At 56.1% G+C, this 22257-nt stretch carries 24 protein-coding genes; 15 read left to right on the top strand and 9 right to left on the bottom strand.

From position 1 onward, the window contains the following. Positions 1 to 7: 7 nt before the first annotated feature. The 3 genes from trbG to trbI are packed head-to-tail and all read left to right on the top strand — an operon-like array spanning position 8 to position 2602. Positions 8 to 838, top strand: coding sequence for a P-type conjugative transfer protein TrbG (gene trbG, locus EDF70_RS26980; protein ID WP_132280425.1), 831 nt, complete (start codon positions 8 to 10; stop codon positions 836 to 838). 3 nt (positions 839 to 841) lie between these two features. Further along, entirely contained in the window at positions 842 to 1285 is a 444-nt protein-coding gene (gene trbH / locus EDF70_RS26975; protein ID WP_132280422.1) for a conjugal transfer protein TrbH, read from the top strand. 15 nt (positions 1286 to 1300) lie between these two features. Beyond that, entirely contained in the window at positions 1301 to 2602 is a 1302-nt protein-coding gene (gene trbI / locus EDF70_RS26970; protein ID WP_132280419.1) for an IncP-type conjugal transfer protein TrbI, read from the top strand. A 965-nt stretch (positions 2603 to 3567) separates the two neighbouring features. On the opposite strand, the gene EDF70_RS26960 is transcribed toward trbI, so the two are convergent. The 7 genes from EDF70_RS26960 to EDF70_RS26935 form a co-directional block, all read right to left on the bottom strand. Beyond that, positions 3568 to 3873 carry a hypothetical protein gene (locus EDF70_RS26960; protein WP_132280413.1) on the bottom strand — a complete coding sequence of 102 codons (306 nt, stop codon included), beginning with the start codon at positions 3871 to 3873 and terminating at the stop codon, positions 3568 to 3570. 90 nt (positions 3874 to 3963) lie between these two features. Next, positions 3964 to 4869, bottom strand: a complete 906-nt coding sequence (locus EDF70_RS26955; RefSeq protein WP_132280410.1) for a diacylglycerol kinase family protein — start codon at positions 4867 to 4869, stop codon at positions 3964 to 3966. 627 nt (positions 4870 to 5496) lie between these two features. Then, complete coding sequence (locus EDF70_RS30115) at positions 5497 to 5652, bottom strand: hypothetical protein (RefSeq protein ID WP_165932157.1); 156 nt, start codon at positions 5650 to 5652, stop codon at positions 5497 to 5499. A gap of 1802 nt (positions 5653 to 7454) precedes the next feature. Then, a complete protein-coding gene (locus EDF70_RS26950) occupies positions 7455 to 7700 on the bottom strand; it encodes a hypothetical protein (RefSeq protein ID WP_132280407.1) in 246 nt (81 codons plus the stop codon). Between the two features lie 48 nt (positions 7701 to 7748). Beyond that, positions 7749 to 8024 carry a hypothetical protein gene (locus EDF70_RS26945; RefSeq protein WP_132280404.1) on the bottom strand — a complete coding sequence of 92 codons (276 nt, stop codon included), beginning with the start codon at positions 8022 to 8024 and terminating at the stop codon, positions 7749 to 7751. Positions 8025 to 8573: 549 nt separating this feature from the next. Beyond that, positions 8574 to 9116, bottom strand: a complete 543-nt coding sequence (locus tag EDF70_RS26940; RefSeq protein WP_132280401.1) for a GNAT family N-acetyltransferase — start codon at positions 9114 to 9116, stop codon at positions 8574 to 8576. Continuing rightward, on the bottom strand, positions 9116 to 9424 hold the full coding sequence (locus EDF70_RS26935) for a DUF1778 domain-containing protein (protein WP_132280398.1): 309 nt from the start codon (positions 9422 to 9424) through the stop codon (positions 9116 to 9118). Before EDF70_RS26935 ends, EDF70_RS26940 begins: the two co-directional genes overlap by 1 nt. A 235-nt stretch (positions 9425 to 9659) precedes the next feature. Here EDF70_RS26935 and EDF70_RS26930 point away from each other — a divergent pair, with 235 nt between their 5' ends. After that, positions 9660 to 9962, top strand: a complete 303-nt coding sequence (locus tag EDF70_RS26930) for a transcriptional repressor TraM (RefSeq protein WP_132280476.1) — start codon at positions 9660 to 9662, stop codon at positions 9960 to 9962. 7 nt (positions 9963 to 9969) lie between these two features. Here EDF70_RS26930 and traR read toward each other — a convergent pair whose 3' ends face one another. Both traR and EDF70_RS26920 read right to left on the bottom strand, forming a co-directional pair. After that, entirely contained in the window at positions 9970 to 10674 is a 705-nt protein-coding gene (gene traR / locus EDF70_RS26925; RefSeq protein ID WP_132280395.1) for a transcriptional regulator TraR, read from the bottom strand. Positions 10675 to 10814: 140 nt separating this feature from the next. After that, entirely contained in the window at positions 10815 to 11816 is a 1002-nt protein-coding gene (locus EDF70_RS26920; protein ID WP_132280392.1) for a class I SAM-dependent methyltransferase, read from the bottom strand. Positions 11817 to 12128: 312 nt separating this feature from the next. On the opposite strand from EDF70_RS26920, the gene EDF70_RS26915 reads away from it, so the two are divergent. The 11 genes from EDF70_RS26915 (at position 12129) to EDF70_RS26865 (ending at position 22239) form a co-directional block, all read left to right on the top strand. After that, positions 12129 to 12938 (top strand): AraC family transcriptional regulator, encoded by an 810-nt coding sequence (locus EDF70_RS26915; RefSeq protein WP_132280389.1) that lies wholly within the window; start codon positions 12129 to 12131, stop codon positions 12936 to 12938. 107 nt (positions 12939 to 13045) lie between these two features. Further along, the gene (locus EDF70_RS26910; RefSeq protein WP_132280386.1) at positions 13046 to 14263 is read left to right on the top strand and encodes an MFS transporter; all 1218 of its coding nucleotides are present in this window, start codon (positions 13046 to 13048) and stop codon (positions 14261 to 14263) included. A gap of 356 nt (positions 14264 to 14619) precedes the next feature. Beyond that, on the top strand, positions 14620 to 15141 hold the full coding sequence (locus EDF70_RS26905) for a helix-turn-helix transcriptional regulator (RefSeq protein ID WP_165932156.1): 522 nt from the start codon (positions 14620 to 14622) through the stop codon (positions 15139 to 15141). Then, on the top strand, positions 15138 to 16031 hold the full coding sequence (locus EDF70_RS26900; RefSeq protein WP_132280380.1) for an AraC family transcriptional regulator: 894 nt from the start codon (positions 15138 to 15140) through the stop codon (positions 16029 to 16031). Before EDF70_RS26905 ends, EDF70_RS26900 begins: the two co-directional genes overlap by 4 nt. A gap of 195 nt (positions 16032 to 16226) precedes the next feature. Beyond that, on the top strand, positions 16227 to 17231 hold the full coding sequence (locus EDF70_RS26895; RefSeq protein ID WP_132280377.1) for an Abi family protein: 1005 nt from the start codon (positions 16227 to 16229) through the stop codon (positions 17229 to 17231). An 85-nt stretch (positions 17232 to 17316) separates the two neighbouring features. Continuing rightward, positions 17317 to 17697, top strand: a complete 381-nt coding sequence (locus tag EDF70_RS26890) for a hypothetical protein (protein WP_245519385.1) — start codon at positions 17317 to 17319, stop codon at positions 17695 to 17697. A gap of 271 nt (positions 17698 to 17968) precedes the next feature. After that, the gene (locus tag EDF70_RS26885) at positions 17969 to 18775 is read left to right on the top strand and encodes an amino acid ABC transporter ATP-binding protein (protein WP_132280374.1); all 807 of its coding nucleotides are present in this window, start codon (positions 17969 to 17971) and stop codon (positions 18773 to 18775) included. Beyond that, positions 18772 to 19449 carry an ABC transporter permease subunit gene (locus EDF70_RS26880; protein ID WP_132280371.1) on the top strand — a complete coding sequence of 226 codons (678 nt, stop codon included), beginning with the start codon at positions 18772 to 18774 and terminating at the stop codon, positions 19447 to 19449. The genes EDF70_RS26885 and EDF70_RS26880 overlap by 4 nt, the downstream gene beginning before the upstream one ends. Positions 19450 to 19459: 10 nt before the next feature. Further along, on the top strand, positions 19460 to 20218 hold the full coding sequence (locus tag EDF70_RS26875; RefSeq protein ID WP_132280368.1) for an ABC transporter permease: 759 nt from the start codon (positions 19460 to 19462) through the stop codon (positions 20216 to 20218). After that, entirely contained in the window at positions 20215 to 21375 is a 1161-nt protein-coding gene (gene alr / locus EDF70_RS26870) for an alanine racemase (protein ID WP_132280365.1), read from the top strand. The genes EDF70_RS26875 and alr overlap by 4 nt, the downstream gene beginning before the upstream one ends. A 24-nt stretch (positions 21376 to 21399) precedes the next feature. Beyond that, positions 21400 to 22239 carry a transporter substrate-binding domain-containing protein gene (locus tag EDF70_RS26865; RefSeq protein ID WP_132280362.1) on the top strand — a complete coding sequence of 280 codons (840 nt, stop codon included), beginning with the start codon at positions 21400 to 21402 and terminating at the stop codon, positions 22237 to 22239. The last annotated feature ends 18 nt before the right edge of the window (positions 22240 to 22257 follow it).

The following is a 22257-nucleotide window of genomic DNA, read 5'->3' as shown; positions in this document are numbered from 1 at the left end:
TACCGCAATGCGGATGATAAACAGACATGCAGCCTTTGGCTGCCTGATGGCGCTTGCTGCCTCGTTGAGTGCGGCAAGTCCGGCAGTATCACAAAGCCTCAACAGAAACGAGGCAAAGGCAACCGGTCTCTCCGGGAAGTGGCGAGCGCAGTCCGGACTGGTGACACGTGGACCGGATGGAAAGGTCGTCTTCCTGTTCGGCGAAACACAGCCCTCCGTCGTCTGCTCGCCTCTGCAGGTGTGCGATATCGAACTGCAGGGAGGGGAGATTGTGCGAGACGTCCTGGTTGGCGACACGGTTCGCTGGAAGGTGGAACCGGCGACATCCGGGGCAGCGAGCGGGCAAGCGATCCATTTGATCGTCAAGCCATCGGAGGCAGGTCTTGTCACCTCCATGGTGGTCACAACATCACGCCGCACCTACCATTTCCAGCTGAAATCCCACCCTACCCAATATATGGCCCGGATCGGCTTCGAATATCCGGAGGATGCGTCGTCCAAACTGTCGGACATCAATGCCAGACTTCAGGTGACGAGCGGGCCGAACGGCGGTGTCGCACCCGAACACCTTGCCTTTTCCTACTCCCTCACCGGCCGTGCCCCCTGGCGTCCCAAGCGGGTCTATTCGGATGGCCAGAAGACCTACATCCAGTTCCCTCGAGCGATTTCGGGGCAAGATGCACCGGTGCTGTTCGTCGTGTCCGGGGGACAGAACCGCGTCGTCAATTATCGCATGAAAAACGACATGATGATCGTCGATTACAATATCGACAAAGCCATTCTGTTATCGGGGGTAGGGTGGAGAAAACAGAAAATCACCATCCGGAGGGGTGGTTGAACCATGCGCCGCTTCCCGACAGCCTTGATCTTCATAGCCCTCTCGCTTTCGGCCTGCCATACCTCGGAGGGGCTGACCGAGAGCATTGGGCCTTCGGATATTACCGGACCGGCCGCCAGCACAATCGCGGGCGACATGGCTGCACGATATGCGGAGCAGGCCGGATCGACCGGTGCGACCATCAGATTGCACAGCGAAGCATCCGACTTCGCGGTTGCTTTCGAGGCGGCCCTGAAAGGCTGGGGTTATGTGGTCGTCACTGACGACAAACAAATCAAGGGCCCGAACAACACCGAGCGGGTAGAGCTCGCCTATTCGCTTGTCTCGATCGACGGGCAGGTCCTCGCCCGGCTGTCGACCGATACGCTCGAGCTCGGACGTGCCTATACCGTCACGAACAGTGTGGCCACGCCGGCAAGCCCTCTATCGCTGATGAAGCGCAACTGACAGGCGGATAGATCGATGGTTCAATCTCTGCAGCTGGGGAATCCCGCGCAATCTGACAGCGACAAGCGCATGAGGCGCCTGAACCGGGTGCCCCTGTTCGTCGGTCTCGGCCTGGTCGCCCTGTTTCTGGCTGTGCTCGTTTACGGTCTGTCGTCGCGCGGCATAAGGTTCGGTCAGCAGGTTCCGGAAGGGGAGGGAGCCGGGACACCTGCCTCCAGTTTCGCGGAACAGATGAAGCGTGGCGTGAAAGACGGCATTATCGGAGATCGGGAAGAACCGCAGCAGGTGTTTCAGCCAACACCGGTACCGTCCGTACAGCCATCCACGACGCCGACGGACATCGCGCCCGTCGAACCGCGTGAACGTAGAGGCTCACGCATGGAGCCGGAGGAAGAGTGGAATGCCAGGATCCTCCGTGAACAAAGAGAGCAGATCCTGCGTGAACAGCAACGTCAGCGCATGGCCAGCCTGCAGGCCAAGAGTGCTGCGCTCGATTCTCCCCTCAAGGTCGATACCGCAGATTTGGGTGCAAACGGACAGGACGCCGGCAACGCATCCAACCAAGCGAATGGCGCCAGATCATCTGGCGGCACATCGGACCTTTATGCCGCGGCATTGAAAGCGGGCACTGCCGGTCAGATGGGAGATCAGAACGATCAGGCATCGAAGGCGGATTTTTTCAACGCCGATATCAAGGAACTCGGCTATCTGCCCAATCAGGTTGTTGCACCATTGTCCCGGTTCGAGCTCAAGCGAGGATCCGTCATTCCCGCAACCCTCATCACTGGCCTCAATTCGGATCTTCCAGGACGGATAACCGCGCAGGTCAGCCAGAATGTGTATGACAGCGCGACCGGGCATTATCTGCTGGTGCCCCAGGGCACGAAACTGTTCGGCCGGTATGACAGCAAGGTGTCATTCGGCCAGAACGGCGCGCTGGTCGTTTGGACCGATATCATATTTCCCAATGGATCGACCCTGCAGATCGGTGGCATGGCCGGCACGGATGCGCAAGGGTATGGAGGGTTTCGCGACAAGGTCGACAATCACTATCTGCGTACCTTCGGATCCGCCGCTCTCGTCGCGCTCATCGGGACCGGGATCGACATGGCCATGCCTGAAAGCTCGACGCTTGGGACACAGGATACGGCATCCGACGCAGCACGACGAAACTTCGCCGAAACCTTTGGCCGTGTGGCCGAGCAGACGATCTCGAAAAACCTCAATGTCCAGCCGACGATCAGGATCCGGCCCGGCTATATCTTCAACGTCCTTGTCGATCAGGACATCGTCTTCCCGGGTATGTATGCCAACTGAGAGAACGGTTCTGGCAAACGGTGAAATGACACGCCAACGGCGCAGTCCGGGTTCGGCCCTAAGCGGTCATTGATGCGCTCATCGTCAGGACATGAGCGCAGCGTTTCAGTCGATTGCAAGTGACCCCGTCGTCAAAAACATGAATGTTTCACTATTCGCCTTCCCATGCTGTAAACTTTACGAGTTTGTGGGTCTGCGTTGAAATTTGCATATCTTCGCTGTGGACAGACAAGATCAATCGAAGTTTTGTAGCACCGGAGCATATCTGTCCTTCGTTGAACGCCATCATCGTTGTCCGCGCAAAGTTGCTGTGGTACTTGCACTTGGCGCATTTCTGCCGTCAAAACCACAGAGGTCGTCTTCACAACCTCCGCCCCGCTCGGTCAAGCGGCAAAGAAAACACCGCTTGCGCATATCCTGCATCGGACAATGGAAAACTTGCATCAAGAGCAAGTATCAAAACACCGCTTTTTGCCATGGCGCAAAATCCGACGGAATGTACGCATGCTTGGTTACCGGACCTGCGGAGGCACACTAATCGCGGTCCTCCGCACACGACCTACCGAACAGTATAGGTCCCTTTGGGGACAGGATAAGCATGAGCGTCCCCGTTCTGATAAATGAAGCCTTTGCGTGACAGGCAACTGCGCGTTTCAGGCGCGTCGTACTGAACATGGAATACACGATCGGTCTCGCGTGTCCTATAGCCCTCAAGTCTGCAACGGGAAAGCGCATCACTGTAAGCCAGTTCCAAGTGTCGATCGCCAGCCACAGGCACAGCGCCGTAAAGTTGCCAGGTGCTCTTAGCCTCCGCGACTGCGGCCGATGATATAATCCCTGCTGCGACGGTAAATACGAACCCGAAACGCATCACAATTCTCCCTTGAGGTGATGGTGCGAGAAACGGAAGATCGTTCACTTTGTTCCGCAGGCGTGTCCGCGCTTACAATTCGGTACTTCCAATATCAGATACCTGAGCCGTTCAACTCTCCATCGTCGTCACCTTCCCATGCTGCGGGCATCGTTAGGCTATCGATGTCTGCTTCTGGCATTGGCATCCAGCATTTCAGTTCAGGCTCGGCATACTGGATGATCATACCAGGTGTAGAATCTGAAGAGCGCCAACCACCTTCGCTACCGTGATCACCATTCGACCAATAAATGAGATCAACTGCTCCCGCTCCCTGTTCCGATGGGCGGATGGTCGCGAGGATACGGCTTCCATTTCTTGGCGCGGTACTCATATGTCGCCAGCCGTTCGGATCTTTCATTCAAACCTCCTCCAAAGTCCTCATTAAAGTGCACGTTTTCTGCTCGGCCACCACCCTGATCTAATCGACTACGCCCCACGCTGTAGATTGCTAGGCGTTGGCTGAAGGTACCAGCACTTTCAACTCTCCCGGATGTGTCCGTATGGCGATGTCTTGGTCCATTGCGACAATCTCTCCATCCATCACACACCGTATGCCATGTCGATGCCGCGGGAAATGAAGGTTGATTTCTGATGATTTAAAAGCTGTGATCGCGGGGTTCTCTTTAAGTTGCCCGCGCAGAATGTCGAATGCCAAGTGCACTGCTGATCGAAAGGTCAACGGCTCGGCCAGATAGATCCCGAGATGCCCTCCGTCGAGGCTCTCTGCAAACATTAGCGCATCGCGGCCGAATTCGTTATTAGAAACCGATATGGCCGAAATCTGCTGTTTTCTGGATTCGCCATCAATATTGAACGCGACCTCGAACCGAGGTGGTCGCGCCATCGCGGTCAATGCGGCCCGAACAGTCGCGCGGATCTTACCGAAGCGAGAGCCAAACTCCATGGCATCACGTAGCCGTACCATTCTCGGACGCATCCCAGCTGAGAACTGATGCACAAAGCTCTGGCCGTTTGCTGATGCTATATCGACATTCCTACTCTCGGCATAAGCCAATTTTTCGAGAACATCCCATACATCCAGCGGGAGTTGCAGCGATCGCGCGAACAGATTCATTGTGCCTGCAGGTAAGACACCCAGCACTTTCCCGCTTTTCCAGGAAAGTCTTGCAGCAGCCGATATCGTCCCGTCGCCACCACCCGCCAATAGGCAATCGACATCGGGGCGATTGGCTGCCGCCTCCAAAGCGTCGGCAACCTCATTGCCAGCGACCACGCGGCATTCAATTCTATGCCCCGCTCCTTCGAATACCTCGATGACCTTCGACTCATAAGCCACCATGTCGGTAGTCCGGAAAGTTCCGCCATCGCGGTTAAAGACAGCAATGATGTTCATTGGACCCGCCTGATTGAGGTTCCCCGCCAGATGAACGGTCTCGCATCCAATTTGTTGCAACCGGACCGAGGCTTTACCCCCAGAATTGATGCTCAGCAGAGCTTATGGGGTCTCATGAAACGTTCCGAACTCAGGCCGTCAATGAATGGATTTGCTCAACATCAGCACACGGCCGACAGAGGACATTCCAACCAAGCTGCGTACCGGCGCTGACGAGGAGAATCCCAGCCCCTTGGGATGGTCGGCACAAAACCGATGAGGCTCGACGGCATGGTGCGGGTGATGGACAATCGCGAGAACTGGTACAGTTTTTCGCTTTAAAAGTCCGCAACCGTGGATATCAGGCGGGTTGCTCAGATACACTAAATCTGATGATCCTGATCTTGGATCCGAAAACCGGTCTGTCAGGTAACCCTGCCATGCCACGACGCGTGCCGCCTGATATCTCCAAGTTTGAGCTTACAGCAGGTGAGCATCTCATGAGAGTGTCACCCAGCGAATTTATCACTCGAGATACGCCGGAATTGACGCCAAGTCGTAATTGATGGCGCAGTGCCGGCGAGACCGATCGCACTGTCTTCGCGATTTGAGATGAATCGGGCAAAGGCAGGTTCAAGAAAACCGCCCTCAGTCGGGCGGCTCCAAGCTCATGAACGCGTCGAAAGCTGTTTTCTGCTCGGCAAGCTTCATCTCGGCTTTGAACTGTAGACGCTCATCCCAGTCAGTGCAGGCCATCAGTTCGGCACACAGTTCCTCAATCAGTGTTTCGAGTGACATCGTCATCGTCCCGTTCTTCTTGAGTTTCGAAAGACGGGAGGCCGGGGCGCGGAGAGCGCCCGGGGTCAGGGATCGCGCATGCGACCGGCAGAGCCGGGGAGTGGGGGAGCCGATTTTGTCAAACGGACACGCTCCGTTGTTCAAAATTGGGGGAACCGCTCATCCTTGATGCCGGACGCTCGTAGCGCCATGCTGAATATTACTGAGCAGACCCAACCTCTCCGTATCGTGAGCCGGTCACCAAACCATCACGGCGCACATGCGCCCCGCGGATCAGCCGGCGTCAAGGCCGAGATCCGGCACAGGCAATGAAGAATATCGGAGCTTTCAGCATAGCGACGGCCACGGCCGGGAAAGCAGGAATTCTCGATACGGTTTTGACCGGAAAAAGGGCTGCCGCAGGAGCCTTTGCGAAGCGCCGCGCAGCGGAAGGCGGGACCGACCGCCCCCGGCAAAACCGTTCCGCTCGACCGCGAACATTGATGCTGTGCATTTTACAGGAGCCGTAAGCTACGCAACGCAGACAATGGTAGTAATCAACACGCGCCCTTTACAACGGTAGCCGCGCATGTGGTATGCAGAAGTACCCGATCGGGGGATTGAGTTTAGCGAACTGAAAGCAAATTTCTGGTGAGCCGATTATTGCAGGACTGCGAACGACATATGGCGCAATCTACTGAAGCACTGAAAGCGACGCGTACATATATAGATGCAAGATCGGTGACTTTGGTCAGCACCGGTCCCACTCTCCAATTACATCGTGGATAGGGTCTGGCGCTTCGGCACCGGACCCTTTTTTTCAAGCAAGCTACAACCTCGCAGCCTCAACAAACCTATTCAGGGACCCATCGAAAAGTTGAGTTAAAGCCAGCGAGCCAAGCTGAATGCTCGGCTCCACAGGTGTCGGCTGAATACGGGTTCGAAACTTGAGATAGTCCTCGCAAAGCGGCACTCCGGCCCCGATCATAGCTATCCCGCCGGGACGTTGCGGTTTCAGCATGATCACTTATCGCAATCTCCGGAAGGTCTAAAGATCGATATCCGCTAAGCCATGCATGGAACTGCGAGCTTTCTTTCCTTTCGAGATAAGGATTTTCTTTCAAACCCAATCTCTGGATCGCGGCTGCTCGACCGTGATCGTATGCCACTTTGTCGGACACGAGTGGGACACCGTCAATGTCGAAAGAGCGGCGCTGCGAGATCGTCCGAACGAGATTTTCCATTACGGTGTTTTAGCTTGAGTCGCGCAAGGAATCTCTAACATATGACACACGCGGCAATCACGACTGTGAGGGCGGAACGGTCTCAGCAGAATGCCCAGCGAACCAAGAGCGATACTGAACGGACTCGGTAAGCTCCCTGTAAGGGTTAGCTCTTGAGGATAGCCCTTGCTTTGCTGCTGCCCTGCCCTCATCGAAGTAGCGCTGGTTTACCGGTATTTCGTCTGACTCACTCGTCATTGTCGTCCTGCTAGAATCGAACTGGCGATCGTTTTTAACTGCCGTCGCACGAGAGCGTTCCAACAAAACACCTCCACAACACATGTGGTTCTGGATTAACTTCACGCACACCGGAACGTACATGCCGCACGGTTAGGTCCTAACGCGTGTCGATAGATACCGCTCGACAATAGCGTCCACGGGTTCCTGCCCCGTACAGTCGCGGAATAGCTGCCGCCTGACCTCTAATGCCGGTTCGCTATCCGGATTGATGCGTATCGCTTCGCATATCTGGGTGCTGGCTTTTGACAGAACACCAAGTTCGTCCGAAGTGAATTGCTTGCTCTTATGCATGCTACCCCCAAAAAACTACGCATACCGCTCCAACGTGTAGCGTCCGTCCTCATGTTCTGTCAGCACCACAAACGGCTTGTCGCCAGCATGATTGAGAATTGCCGCTGTCGCTTCGTCATTCGTGTTGAAGACTTTGTCATGCTTAAACTGCGAGCCGCTGGAAGACGTCGATGTGGTGAGCATCAATCTACCTTGCTCTTCCAACAGGCGATAAGATGCAGGGCGTGCATCAAAGTGCCAGCTATCGTGAAGCTCTGCCATTTCACCCCCCTGTCCTTGGGGGATAGTCTAGCAAAGCGCCGCTTAAACTCAATCGCTAACCGTCTCGACCAGTTTCCGATCAATGATGATAGCGTTCGTGAGGTCGTCGCTATTGTTCAGACCATTCAGCAGAGTCTGAAGATCGGGGATTTCCATCTCAACCTTGTAGATTGCCATGGGATCGACAGAACCGTAGTCTGGATCGGCGCGGAGCTCGGATCGCTGCTGATATGCAGCCGACCGGCATTCATCTAGCGTGGCTGCAAAGTACAAGCGATCCGGATTGGTGACCGGGCTGACTTCATAGGCGTAAAGCGTAGTCATTTCAGCGTCCTTTCTCGTATGACATGCCAAGGATATGGGTATCGATGCCAGACCGTCTATTGCAGAATTTACCCTACTGCCCGGTTCGATGACAACGATTGCGTGATAATCGACGCAACCCATGTTGGTTGGGGATTAAAGACTGCAACTGCTGTTCTCTGACTGATATCCGCATATACTTGACGGCAAAGAATTGGCTCTTGCCGCTCTCGCCGGCAGGTAGCGTTGCCTAATTGAAGTGGTGCCGCTGAGAAATCGACACTGACGAGGGTCGCGTAAAAGCTATAAATGTTTTGAGCTATTCGCCGATTAACGTCTTTTTCTTGGAGCATCGGGGCATGTCGGCGAATGGCGCGAAGCGGAAGTCAGACGGCCCTAACCGGCCATCGAGAGAAGGGCTTCGACATGACCGTTCACTTCAGAACGGCTCTTCAGAAGAGCCTAGTTTCCTCCGTACGCATCAAACAATTTCTTATGCGGTGTGTAAGCTTGCAGAAGAGCTCTCGAGCTCACGGTAGTCGCGCACCCAGTCTATCCTGGTGGCACGGCTTAACTTACAAGCATCTTGATCGTGGCAACGGGTAGGAACATGCGCATTGGCGAAGACGGAAACGATTGAAAGCCGTAGCCGGCATAGAGTTCCTGGCGGCGCTTCGTTCGCTCGACGTCTCCACAATCGAGCACGTCCAGAACGACCATGGCCGTTCCGATCTGCTCTGCGACTGTCGCGATCCGTGTCAGACAATCTGCAAGAAGCACACCGCCGTAGCCGTTTCCGAGGTATCGTCGGTCGCGACCGATCATCGAAATATATGCTGCCGGTATCGAACCATGGCCTAGGCGATTGCGTGCGTATTTCTCCGGCAGCTCCCTAAAATCGATCGAATGCGCGTTGATCGCGTAAAATCCGATGATTGATTTCCCATCCTCGGTCATGACCCAGACCCGAAGATTGTCCGCCTTTGAAAGCTTGTTAGCTGTCTTCTTCAGGAAATTGTCGACCGGGCCGATACCGCAAGAAAAAGCCGCCCGATCGTGCTTTTCAGGATCAAGCGGCTCAATGACGAGCGTCGCAGCTGCATTATCTGACATTACTTCGCGATCACCGATTTGCGGTGACGCTCAAAGGCATTTTTCAGATTTGCGGTGGGTGCAGCAGGATTGTCGAGCGCATCAAAAAACGCCGCATGATCGACCGATTTAAGCCTGGTCGCCTCGTGGGCAGCGATCGTTTCCAGTGCGGACCTGTAAGCGGCATTGATGGTGAATGCGGAATCGTCCATGCCGGAAAGCGCTGCCGCTCGCTGTATTGCATCCTTTATCCGTGGTTTCGTCCGAAAATTCATCCGGGCGTCATTAGGTTCATCGATTTCGCTGGTTGCATCTTTGAAAGCAAACATCGTCGCCTCCTGTTTTTAATCTCTCGCCAGTATGTACGTCAAAATGACGTACGCGTCAAGCAATCCCCCTGCGGAGGACACAAGCCTTGCGAGGAGAGCGGTTGTGGATGTGCCTCATGATCCAATGACCAACACTGCAAATCTGCGCGTGGAAACCCCGTCACAAGCGCGCTACAACATGGATAGGCGGAGCCACGGTATGTGCGCATCGCGCCGCGTTGAAGAAAGTATCGCCATGATCCGCGACGAAAACGCTGTACGACCAGAATTCGATCTTAGACCATTGGTCGGTCTGCTGTCAGGAGTATCTGACCCCGTTCTCGAGCATTTGACTGTCCAGGCGATCAAGAAGCACCGGCACCTGGTCACAAAGGCAGAAGAATTGTTCCTAGGCCTCCCCGAGGCCATCAGAACAGGCCGGGAAACTGTCGGCGAAGACCACGTTGCCTATCTCGATGCGACGATCGAGATGCATGCACAGATGTCGGCGCTGACGACGCTTCTGAAAATCCTCGGGCGCACGCCGGCGGTTCAGTAAAAAAACGTCAGATCAGCCCGCGGCGAATTGCGAGCGCCACCAATTGGGTGTTGTTGCAAAGATCGTAGCGTCGTCTTGCATCAACCAGCGCGATGCGAACGGTATTGTATTTGACCTCTTCCAGATCGGCGACGTCCTCCACCGTCTTGCCGAGCTCAAGCCAACGCACGAAGGTCGCTTCCTTTGGGCCGAGGTAAATATGCTCTTCAATGGATGGCTTGGTTCTGAGGTGCCCGATCAGCATATGCAATTGCGCAACTGCCGAAGCTGCGGCAACTGCATCGATTTTCCATTCCCTGATTGGTACGGGCTCTGCCGACGCAAAATTCAGCATGGCAATCGCGCCATTCGAGACCTGCACCGGCATGACAAGACCGGATCGAATGCCGAACTCGGCCGCCAGGGTATAAAATTTTTTGTCCTCCTTTGACCATTTGCCAGTCGGCCCATCCGTAGACCAGACGAAAGCCCTTTTCTCCCGCTGCGCGCGCCTGACCCGTGGATCCAGCAATCTCAATGTGTCTTTGAAATATCGCTCTTGCCATGCGTCGCTCAGATTGGAGACGGCATGAAGATCGCCGGGCCGCAGGTTGAGATAGCCGTAGCCACTGAAACCGAACGTATCGGCGAGAGCCGCAAGCGCCGCCTTCAATGTCGTCTGGTTTCGGGCGACTGCGTTGATATCCAGGAGCTTTCCAATCAATTTGTCCACTGAATGCCTCTGTATCATGTGGCACCAAGGTGGGTCAGAAGGCTGTATCCTTCTCGCCAAGCTTGTGCCGGCCTCTGTCATCAATTTTCAGGCAGCCGGACGTACCCGCAACAGCCGGCTGCGAATGATTGGCTCGGCGGTCAGGATCGGCCGTTGTGTCGGTTCAGCCATCCCGCCAGATCGGAATAGGGTTTCGGCTCGTAGACGTATTCGACCGGTATTGCCGGCTGCAGCATCGACGTCAGGTAGCGGCCAAGATTGTCAGCGTCGTTGCTCGCCGCGAGACCATAGAAATTGCCGCTGTTCCAGGTCACGATGCAGTGGGAAAAATGCGCGTAAATAGCATCCGCCATGTCAGGCAAAGTGGCTTCGCTTTCGTGCATGGTGTTCAGCACAAGCGCGGTCTTTCGGGCGATCTCGTCGGCGCCGAAGTAATGCGCTTTGAAACCGAGATTCTTCTGCTCCTCGCGCGCCTGATAATCGAGTGCATCGAAGGCGCGAAACTTTTCCAGGAAAAGGAGGATGCCGCCAGGCTTGAGATGCTGCGCGATAAACTCCACTTGCGCGGCGCGATTGGGCGAATACATTTGGAATGTGGTGTCTTCCAGGATGACATCGAAGCCATCCGAGAAGCGTGCGAGGTTCGCCGTCGAGGCTAGGTGCTCCTTGGTCAGCCGATGGAACGGCCCGAGGAAAAAACTCGCGCCGAGCGGGTCCCCATATGCCATGAAGCATTTATAATTCTCTTCATTGGGGCTGCAGGCCAGGGATTGGATCTTGCCGCCGCTCATCTCGGAGATCACTCTCGCCATCGTGCCCTCGGCGGTCCCAAGGGTATAGACCAGAAGATCGCTCGGACGTGTCTGGCCATAGCGCAGCAAGGCATGCGCCATTCGGCACTCCTCCTCGAGGCGATAAGGAATGCTGGCGTGATAGTGCTGATCGAAAAATCCTTGCCGACGGGAATGTATCTCCACCAGTTGAAGGAGGAGTGCGTCGTTGGGGAGGAGCCGCATATCGACCGCAGGTCGACGCAGCGGCATGCCGCTCCTGCCGGCTGCCGTTTCGCTGAAAAAGCCCGACAGCTGATTGAGACGCGGACCCTGATCGCATTCATCAAAGAATTCGTTGAAATCTTGCATCGCAACACACCTCTTCAAAAGACATCACGGTGCAACGCCGTTCATCCCGCGTAGGCTCGCGACAACCAGCGTGCTCGCAGAAGCTAAGTCCACGCAAACGATCACGCTTTCGGAGATCTGCCACATTGTCACAAAAGTGCCATCTTCGCCCCACCTGCGGTTAATATCGCATTGCACAATAACTTCCGGTGGGCTTTTATATCGTTGCAGTGCCAACTATCTTGCGGGGCAGCTCACAGTTTGCCAGAGACACGCGATTTCAAACCAGACGAGGTGCGACGTGCGGATCGTCGTAGCTTGATTCATAGGTATATGGACTGGGGATCGGTGCGAGCCGACCTTGTCAAAAGGACCGGGCTGGCACGCCAGGAGACGCTGCTCGCGCCAATGCATCATGCTGTCATGATCAACTTGAAGGGGGAGGCGAGAACCGGCGAGGATTTTGTCGATGGGCAAAGGGTGTCATTCACGCCGCGCCGCCCGGGCTCCATCGTTTTTGTGCCGGCCCTTAGCGAGTGGCGTGGCTGGGACGAAGGAGACAGGACCGGCTCCTATCTCCTGGTCACCATCCATCGCACCTTCATAGCAAAGTCTTTTGAGATCGACGACTTGCCCGACCTGAAGCCGGTCATCGGGCTGAGAGACCCGATGATCGAGGCGTCGCTGAAGCTGGTCGCGGACGAGCTTGCGAATCCAGACCCCATCAGCACGATGATGGTCGAAAGCCAGGCTATACAGATGATCATCCATCTGGTTCGATTGCAGTTGCTCGGTTTCGACACGACCAAAGGCGGACTGTCCGGGTTCGATCTCCGTCGGGTGGTTGCGACGATAGATGGGAGGCTTGCAGACCCACCGAGCCTCAGCGAACTCGCCGGTGAGGTCGGTTTGAGCCGGCGTCAATTTTTCAGGGCGTTCAAACAATCCACCGGCAAGACGCCCCATACCTATGTGCTGGATCAGCGTTTGGACCGTGCAGCGGATCTCCTGCGCACAAGCACCCTGTCGGCGACGGACATCGCATTCGAAAGCGGCTTTGGAAGTTCCAGCCATTTCACGGCTACCTTCAAAAAGGCCTTCGGTTCCAGCCCACTCGAGTTCCGACGCACCTGGCGACGTTGATGCGGGCATGTTTGCTGGCACAGTTTCGCTATCATGGCGCGAATTCGAAAGCCCTGAAGGAGCTGTGCTGATAATCCAAGGCACCCGCTTCGCCTCAAGGGCCGCACATGGCTCCAATCCGATTACTGCGCTCTGCTATCGTCCCTATCCTGGGTTACCCGTCATTCCGCTGGTTCCTAGTTTGCACTTTGGCGTCCGCTTTGGGTCGAAATGGATACGCCGTTGCCTGCACCTGGATCCTCGTGGCGTCGAACGGGGGAAGTGCCGCGGTTGCCACTTTTGTTGCGGTCGTCAGCCTGACGGAGCTGCTGGTCAGTCCAATTGCCGGATGGATATCCGATCGCTTTAAACGACGTCCCGTTTTCATTGCAGCCGACGTCATTCGAATGCTGGCATCACTAGCGCTTATGTCGACGGACCTGCCCTGGGTAATATACTCGGCCGCTGGACTGTTCGCCGCTTGCGATCGTATCGCGCTCACAGCATCGCAAGCGATGATCCCATCCGTCGGCGCGCACCTGAAGCCCGACACCTCCAACTCGATCAGCTTCTTCTGCATGCAGGTCGGCGGCCTGATCGCCGCAGGACTGGTCGGCATGCTTCTTCATGTCATCTCGGTGCCCGCGGCGTTTGCGACGATATCGGCGGCGTTTTTCATATCTTTCATGAGCATGGCATTTGTTTCCGGCACGCATTCAAGGCCTAGAGCCATCGATACTAATGACCGTCGGCGACTGAAAATCGATGCACGTTTCGTCTACCTCGCCTGCGTCTACGCCTTGCTTTATGGAGGGGGCACACTTGTCAGCATCCTGGGGGCCGGCCTCATCCTCGACGAGTTCGGCGGCAACGCACTTGATTTCGGAAAGCTCGAAAGCGCCTGGTCGGCAGGATCAATCCTCGGCGCCATTCTCCTCATTCCGCTGGCGCGCTATGCAAAACACTCCGCTCTGTTGATCGGCGCCTTGATGCTGATCGCGCTCTCGTTCGCGAGCTTAAAACTTTCGCCGCTGCTATGGACCCTCGCGACATTCGCAGCAGTGGGCACTTTCTATAATCTTGGCCGAGTAGCGGTCGAGGTTATGCTGCAGGCTACGGTCTCGAATTCTGCCTTGGGCAGAGCAAAGGGGATCTTTCACTGCTCTGGAGTCGCCATGGGGCTGATATTGTTCAGCGCTGTTTCACTCGGAGCAAACCGCCTCGAACCGTCGACGATGTTTCTGCTCTATGGCCTCGTTACACTGATCGCCACGGGCATCCTGATCTTGCTGCGACCGAAGCATGCAGCGGGCGCGCGACGGTCTCCGAGCCCGGATGCAACCTGATCATCATCGGGTGATGCCAGGCATCTCGTCCAACAGCGGCTCCTAAATCACGACAGCAGCTTACAATTTCGTCACAAAGCACTAGCGACACCCGCCTGCATCGACTATTATTTCAGGTGAGGCAGCACGTACTGCCCGGGGGCGTCGAAACCCCTACGAGCGACTGGTGCTGGTCGATTCAGCACCGAACTCTCTGATCCTTTCGGGTCGGGGAGCCTGTGGCGTATGTCCAGGTTCCCCGGAACTAAAGGCCTCAGGGCTGTCTCGTACAGTTTCGAACTCCCCGATCAATCGGAGGTTTAGTGAGTCTATCGCGGGGACGCACCGCGACTAACTCACTCGACGGGGAGTGCATGATGCAGGACCGCAAGGGACAGCAGACACAGCAGCAGTCTCATTCGCAGCGATCTCAAACACCAGCGCGCGCCTCGGCGCACGCGGCTGATCGCCATGTCGGCCGTCAGGTGGCCCTTCTTCGGCTGCAATCGCGCATGACGCAGACCGAACTCGCCAGAAGCGTGGGGATCAGCGTTCAGCAGCTCCAGAAATATGAAAGCGCCCGCAATCGTATCAGCGCCTCGATGCTGTTCGAGATTGCCAAAGCTTTCGGCGCCCCTGTCAGCCGCCTGTTCGACGGATTGCCGGGGAACGGAATTTCCGCCCCAGAGGCCCAACCGCCGATACATGAACACATCGCGTTTGCCGCAAGCATGGAGGGCCGGCGCCTCAACAACGGGCTGCTGGCGCTACCTCCGCGAGTTCGACATCGGATTTCGTCGTTCGTGGCGGCACTAGGTGAGGAGCTCTCGGATGCCGTCGCTGCGGAATACGATCCGGCGACGCACCGGCAGCAGTGCGAAGAGGAGTGCAATCATTGAACGCGCTCGCAGATCTACAGCCACCCCGCTTCAAACAGGGCGCGTGCCAGGTGGTTTCGCATCGATCACGATCATGGCGCTTTTCTCGAGCAGACCTTGTCGAACGCGCGGGGTTGGGAAAAGAGGAAACCACCGCCGTCTCGAGTCGGCATCTTCTCCTCCTGAACCTGAAAGGCGCCTCAGAGAGAGGTCAGCATTTTCTTGATGGCAGGAAAGCAGAGTTCGTGCGTCGTAAACCGGGCGCCATCCTGTTCATTCCGGCGGGTTGTGAGTGGCACGGTTGGGAAGACGGCGCCCCCAACGCCGCATATCTGTCGATTTCCGTCGACCCTGCGCTGGTGAAAAAACTTTGCACCGAGCTTTCCGGCGGGCAGCCGCCGGCACTGTCGCCCGACCTTGGCTTTGAGGATCCTGTCATCATGAATGCTGCACGCGGCATCGCCTCGGAAATCGACGATCGCAATCCGGTAAGCACCATGCTGACCGAAAGCTTCATCGCAACCATCTTCGCCCAATTGTTGCGCAAACAGAGATTCGTCGCGCCTGCACGCAAAGGCGGCCTTACCAACTGCCATCTCACCCGTGTGGTTGAGCTCATTGACGAGGATCTGACAGCAGAACTGTCACTCGTCCAGCTCGCCGAACACATCGGCTTCAGCGTCCCGCATTTCTGCCGCGCATTCCGCCAGACGGTTGGCTGCCCACCGCATACGTTCATCGTTCAACGCAGGTTGGAACAGGCACAGCACCAGCTTCGTGCAACAAATCTATCGGTCACGGACATTGCCTTGGCGTGTGGCTTTTCCAGTTCCAGCCACTTCTCCAATGCATTCAAGCGCGTTGTCGGGACAACACCACTGAACTACCGGCATAGCTGGTCTCTAGGCTAAAGCGCTGTGAGCAAATGCTGCCGTGCCCGGAGAAATAGCCTAAGGCTTTTAGTGATCCCATCATTATAGGGCGCAGCGAAAACTGTCTCTCGACCTTTGTCCTTCAGATGTAAACCTTGCCTCCGCAAAGCCAGTTTGCCTCGTGCATTTTCAAGAGATATATCGGTTTCAGCCGCCTTGGGTCCGTCGCGACCTATGGCGGTGAGAGACCTTGACTACGGACTGAATCGAGAGCATATATGGCGCAACACACCCGCCACGCCTCTCGACGAAGCGCAACAGGCGGGTTTTTTATTAGCCAAAATTCCTTTCAACAAACCGGCCTTGAGCGTTCCGGACCAACTTGCCCTGCTCCAACAGCGCGGGATGTTGATTTCCGATCCGGGAAAAGCGGCGCAATTTCTGACTTACGTCGGCTACTATCGCCTGTCCGGTTACTGGTTTCCTTTCCAGTTTCGCGACGGCACAGCGAACCACAGCAATTTCAGACCAAACACTGATCTGGACACGGTTTTGGATCGCTACATATTCGATCGGCGGCTCCGTGGTATTGCCATGGATGAAATCGAGAGGATTGAGGTAGCGGCTCGATCCGCGCTTTCGGACGTCATGTCACAGCGGCACGGTCCGCACTGGTATATGGATAGTGTCCATTTCGTACCCGCCTACCATGCCGGGTTCATGACACTGGTTCGTCGGGAAACTGGCCTGGTGCCTTTCGATCAGCACAAGCAAACCGAGTTCATCGCCCACTATTTCAGGACATACGATCCCCCGTTGTTGCCACCTAGTTGGATGGTAATGGAAATTCTATCGTTTGGTGCCATCTCGAAGGTCTACAAAAATCTCGTGGACGGTGAGAAGAAAAGCGTGGCTGCCGCGTTCGGCATACCGCGCAACCGTCTCGGATCGTGGCTCCATGCTGCGTCGCACTTGAGAAATCTTTGCGCACATCACAGCCGGGTTTGGAACAGGGAGTTTTGCGTCGTCCCTTCGATTACAAAAGTGGATGCAAGTCATGTCCACCACCCAAAGAAGTTCTATAATCACGCGGTCGCGATACAATCTTTGCTGAAGATCATCTCCTCTGAAACGCATTGGGTCGACCGCTTCCGTGAGCTGATTGCCGATCATCCGAATATTCCAATCGATCAGATGGGCTTCCCGGCCAATTGGCAATCGAATGCTGTATGGGCCTGAAATGAGCTGCCGAGGCGCTCGCTGGCCACAGGCCACATTCTTTTTGAAGCCTCGAAACCATCGTCTCGACACCTGAGGATATGAAATGAGTGCGCGTTTGACGACCGCCATCAAGATTGGAAGGGCCGCGCGGGCCATCCTCAACAAAACCCGAGCCTTTCCGGAGGCCCAGTTTGGTAAGTTTGGCGATATTGACGACACCGAACACGTAGGTGTCGAACCCATGCTTCTGGCTCTTGGAATGGAATTGGCTCTAAAAGCATGGTTCGTATTTGACTACCATGATGCCGATTTTATGAGATCCCACGACCTCGTAAAGCTGTTTCGGCGCCTAAAATCCGACAGCCAGAAAAAGCTCGACGCAGAGTTCAAGGCGTCAGTTGCACCGTATCATTCAAGCGGACTGCATGTAGGCTACAGCATTCATCACATTCTCGCTCAGCACCGGAACGCCTTCATTGATTAGCGCTACCTACACGAGGCGAAAGAATCGATGTTGTTCGATCAGGAAGCCTTCGCGGCGACGCTCGAGATGGTCCTGCGAGAATTCGAAAAGAGATATCGGATTGAGCAGGTAAAGCCCTTCGCGCCGAACTGATCTCATTTACAAAGACCCGTTTCGCCATCCATTTCACTGGCAGGGTCGACGCATTCGGCGATCAAAAACCGCATCTGCATCAAATGCGTGCAAGCGCTGCAATGGCACTTCATGCACCCTCCGGGAAAAAGAGGGGCACATGACGATTGACTCACGTGGCAGGTTACAGAGCACTCAAGACTTTCGGACGACTGCGTTGCGTGTCGTCAACTTAAAGAAGCAGTATGGACCGGTCGAGGTCCTCACGGGCTTGTCATTAACGGCACAACGCGGCGAAGTCATCTCGATCCTCGGCAGCAGCGGTTCGGGGAAAAGCACATTCCTGCGCTGCCTGAACTTCCTTGAGGAACCGACAAGCGGTGAAATCTGGGTCGGCGACCACCACGTCTCGATGGCTCGGGGAAACGCCAAACGGCGGCAGATCAACGCACTTCGCACCTCGCTCGGCATGGTATTTCAGAATTTCAATTTGTGGCCGGCCAAGACCGTGCTCGAGAACATCGTCGAAGCACCCATCCACGTCCTCGGCCTCTCAAGGCGAGCGGCGAATGAGCGGGCACTGAGCCTGCTCGAAAAAGTCGGCCTGGCCAGTCATCGGTCGGCTTACCCCGCCCATCTCTCCGGTGGGCAACAGCAGCGCATCGCGATAGCACGGACACTGGCCATGGAGCCGGAGATCCTGCTGTTCGATGAACCGACATCCGCGCTTGATCCAGAACTCGTCGGCGAGGTTCTGAAAGTGATCCGGGCTCTCGCCGAGGAGGGCCGTACGATGCTGATCGTGACCCACGAACTCGGTTTTGCCCGACAGGTTTCTCACCGCGTCGTTTTCCTTCATGCGGGTCAGATCGAAGAGGAGGGGAGACCAGAACAATTCTTCCGGCAGCCTTCTTCCCCGAGACTGGCGCAGTTTCTTTCGAGCCATTTGCAGGAGCCTGACCGATGATCGAATTGCAAGGTTTTGCAGGCCAGCTTGTCGCCGGAGCATCCACCACCTTGGGGCTCGCCACAACGAGTCTTGTTTTCGGCGTCGCCGTCGGGCTTTGCGGGGCAATTGCCAAGCAGAGCGATGTCGCGATGATAAGGGCGGCAGCCATTCTCTACACCACGGTCATACGCGGCATTCCGGAACTGCTCATCATTCTCATCCTCTATTTCGGAGGGACTGTCGCGCTGACCGCATTGGCCGGTCGTTATGCCGAGATCAATGCATTCACGAGTGGTGTGTTTGCGCTGTCCCTGGTGTTTGGTGCCTATGCAACCGAAGTGTTCAGGGCGGCGATCCGGGCAGTCCCGCATGGTCAGATCGAAGCAGCACGCGCACTCGGACTTCCAAGTGTCCTGATCTGGCGTTTCGTCATCCTGCCGCAGATGTGGAGGCACGCCCTGCCGGGCCTTGGAAACCTCTGGCTCACTCTGCTCAAGGACACGGCGCTCGTTTCCGTGGTCGGACTGGAAGACCTGATGCGCAAGACCGGCATCGCCGCCGGCGCAACGCATGACCCTTTGACATTCTATTGCGCGGCGGCGGCAATCTATCTGGCCTTCACGTCCGCCTCAATCATCGGCTTGGCGCAACTCGAGCACCGCGCCAGCCGCGGCGCGCGGTTTGCGATGTGAGGATGCAACCATGAATCTCTCCTTGATTATCGATGTGATCCCGCGGTTGATGGATGGTCTGGTCCTCACAATAGGCCTGACGCTGGCCGCTGTTGTCATTGGCGGCACCTTGGCCATTCCCATGGCGCTGATGCGGACATCATCGTCCGCTATCGTGTATTTGCCTGCTCAGATCTACACATTTGTGTTTCGCGGAACGCCTTTGCTCGTTCAGCTGTTTCTCATCTATTACGGCGCCAGTCAGATCGGCTGGGTCCGGTTCGGATTCTTATGGCCAATCCTCAGAGACCCGCTCTGGTGCGCCGTCATTGCGTTCTCTTTGAACCATGCCGCCTATACCGCCGAAATATTGCGTGGCGGCATCCGCGCCATACCTGCAGGTGAGATCGAAGCCGGCAAGGCCCTGGGCATGTCTTATACGCTTCGATTGAGGCGTCTGGTCTTGCCAACCGGTATCCGGCTTGCACTCCCTGCCTATGCCAACGAGGTTATCATGATGCTGAAAGCCAGCTCGCTGGCCAGCACCATCACCATCATGGAGGTGACCGGAAACGCGCGTAAAATCGTCGCGCAGACCTTCTCGCCGTACGAGGTCTTCATTTCGGCAGCTCTGATCTATCTCGCGATCACGCTTCTGACCACGCAGTTCTTCCGGTTGGTTGAGGGACGGATATCAAGAAGCGACAGGCGGCCGAGGTCTGGGCCGCGCATTACATTTGCTCGCGGGCGGACCGGAATGAAGCTTGCCGTGCAGGAAGGTGGCAAATGAACCTTCTTGAACATCAAAACCGCTATACCGATCAAGCCGACGCCGTAGCAGACATTCGGATCCGCGGATGTTGGGTCGAGATCGATATCAACGCCATACGTCACAACTATCGTCAGCTTCGTCGGAATTTGCCGCAACACGTCAAGATCTACGGATGCCTGAAGCGCAACGCCATTGGCTGCGGGGCCGGGGTCGTCGCCGCGGCACTGGCGCAGGAGAGTATCGACGGTTTTGCCGTTGCATCCATCGCCGATGCGATCGCCATTCGCCAGCGTGGCGTCTCAAGTCCCATTCTCTTGTATCCCGGTCCGGGTCTCGAGGACGCAAGATTGATTGAGGCAAACAGTCTTACGATCAGCGTTTCGAGCATCGAGGAATTGATGCAGTGGCGACGAGTGCTGACGACGACCAGGCTATTCATGAAGCTCGATCTAGGGTTCTTTCGAGCCGGTACCACGCCGGCTCAGCTGCCTGAGCTTCTAAGGATCGCAGCCGAGTATCCCGATGTTCAAGTTGAGGGGCTTTACGCGCATATGAGCGAGCTGCCCGGTTCGCAGAACGACAAGGCCGAGGCACAACTCGCAAGAATGCACGACACTCTACGCACGATCGAGACCTCCGGTCATCGGCCGGCGCTCGTGATGATGTCGAGCACGGAAGGTGTCCTTGAGCATCCGGATATGGATTTCGATGCCGTCGATCCCGGCGCGCTGCTTTTGGGTATTTCCGAAATCAGTGAGCCAGCGCGTCCAATTGCCTTGCGCCCGGCGCTGAAGGCAATCGCAACGAGGCTCGTTTCGGTCAAGCGCGTCGATGCGTCACTTGGTCCCGTGCCCGATGGTCCCGGCTTTCGCTCGGGGATGATACTCGGTGTCATGGCAATGGGTTGGGGTGACGGTTTGCCAAGATATCTGCCCAACGGGATGGTCGGTCTCGTGCGGGGGCGGCGCGCAAGCTTGATCGGTCCATCACATCTCGAGCATGTCCGGATCGATCTCACCGACATTCCGGAAGCGCGCTTCGGCGACGAAGTGGTTCTGCTTGGGCGTCAGGGGGAAGCGATGATCACACGGGACGAAGTTGCAGCGCGATGGGGGACCGACATCATTGGGCTGTATGCGGGATTGCGGGATCACGTTCCGAAACTCTATGTCTGAATGAAAAACAAAAAGGGGAATTCCATGAAAACCACCATCGCTGCAATCGCCATGCTGGCCTCGCTGACTGTTATCGTGCAGGCGCGAGCACAGGATCAGAAATCGCTGACATTTGCCACGGAAGGGGCCTTCCCGCCGTGGAATGCGGTCGACGCTTCTGGTCAGGCGGTCGGCTTTGATATCGATGTCGGCAAGGCGCTCTGCAAGCGTGCGAAGTTCGATTGCACCTTCGTCACGCAGGCATGGGACGGCATCATACCCGCGCTGACGGTCGGCAAATTCGACGCGATCATGGCCGGCATGTCGATCACCGACAAGCGCAAGCAGGTTATTGCCTTTTCTGAACCCTATGCGCTGACATCCAACTATTTCGTGGCCTCGAAGGCCAGCAGGCTGCCTGAACTTCCCGAAAACACACGGATCGATCTCTCATCTGCGTCCGACAGCGACAAGGCATTTTTGCAGACGCTAAAAAACAACCTGCAAGGCAAGGTCATCGGTGTCCAGGGGTCAACGAATGCTGAAGCCTTCGTTCGGGAATATCTCGGCGATGCCGTCGAGGTCCGGACATATGACACCCAGGATAATCTCAACATCGATCTTTCGGTGGGCCGCATCGATGCAGGCTTGGCGGATTATTCGGTCTGGAAAGCGTTCCTCGATACGGATGACCACGCGACAGTCGCGATCTATGGACCACGCATTTCCGGCGGGCTCTTTGGTCCTGGAGTTGGAATTGGTGTTCGCAAAGACAGTTCGCATCTCGCGGAAGAGTTGAACACGGCTTTACGATCCATCAAGGCGGACGGTACCCTTGAAGAAATCAGCTACCGATGGTTTGGTGCGGACCTCGTCTCGGACTGATTGCCTCCACCTGTATTG

It is taken from the genome of Neorhizobium sp. JUb45 (genome assembly GCF_004343585.1).
Lineage (GTDB): Bacteria > Pseudomonadota > Alphaproteobacteria > Rhizobiales > Rhizobiaceae > Neorhizobium.
This window is presented reverse-complemented; position numbering and strand designations above follow the sequence as displayed.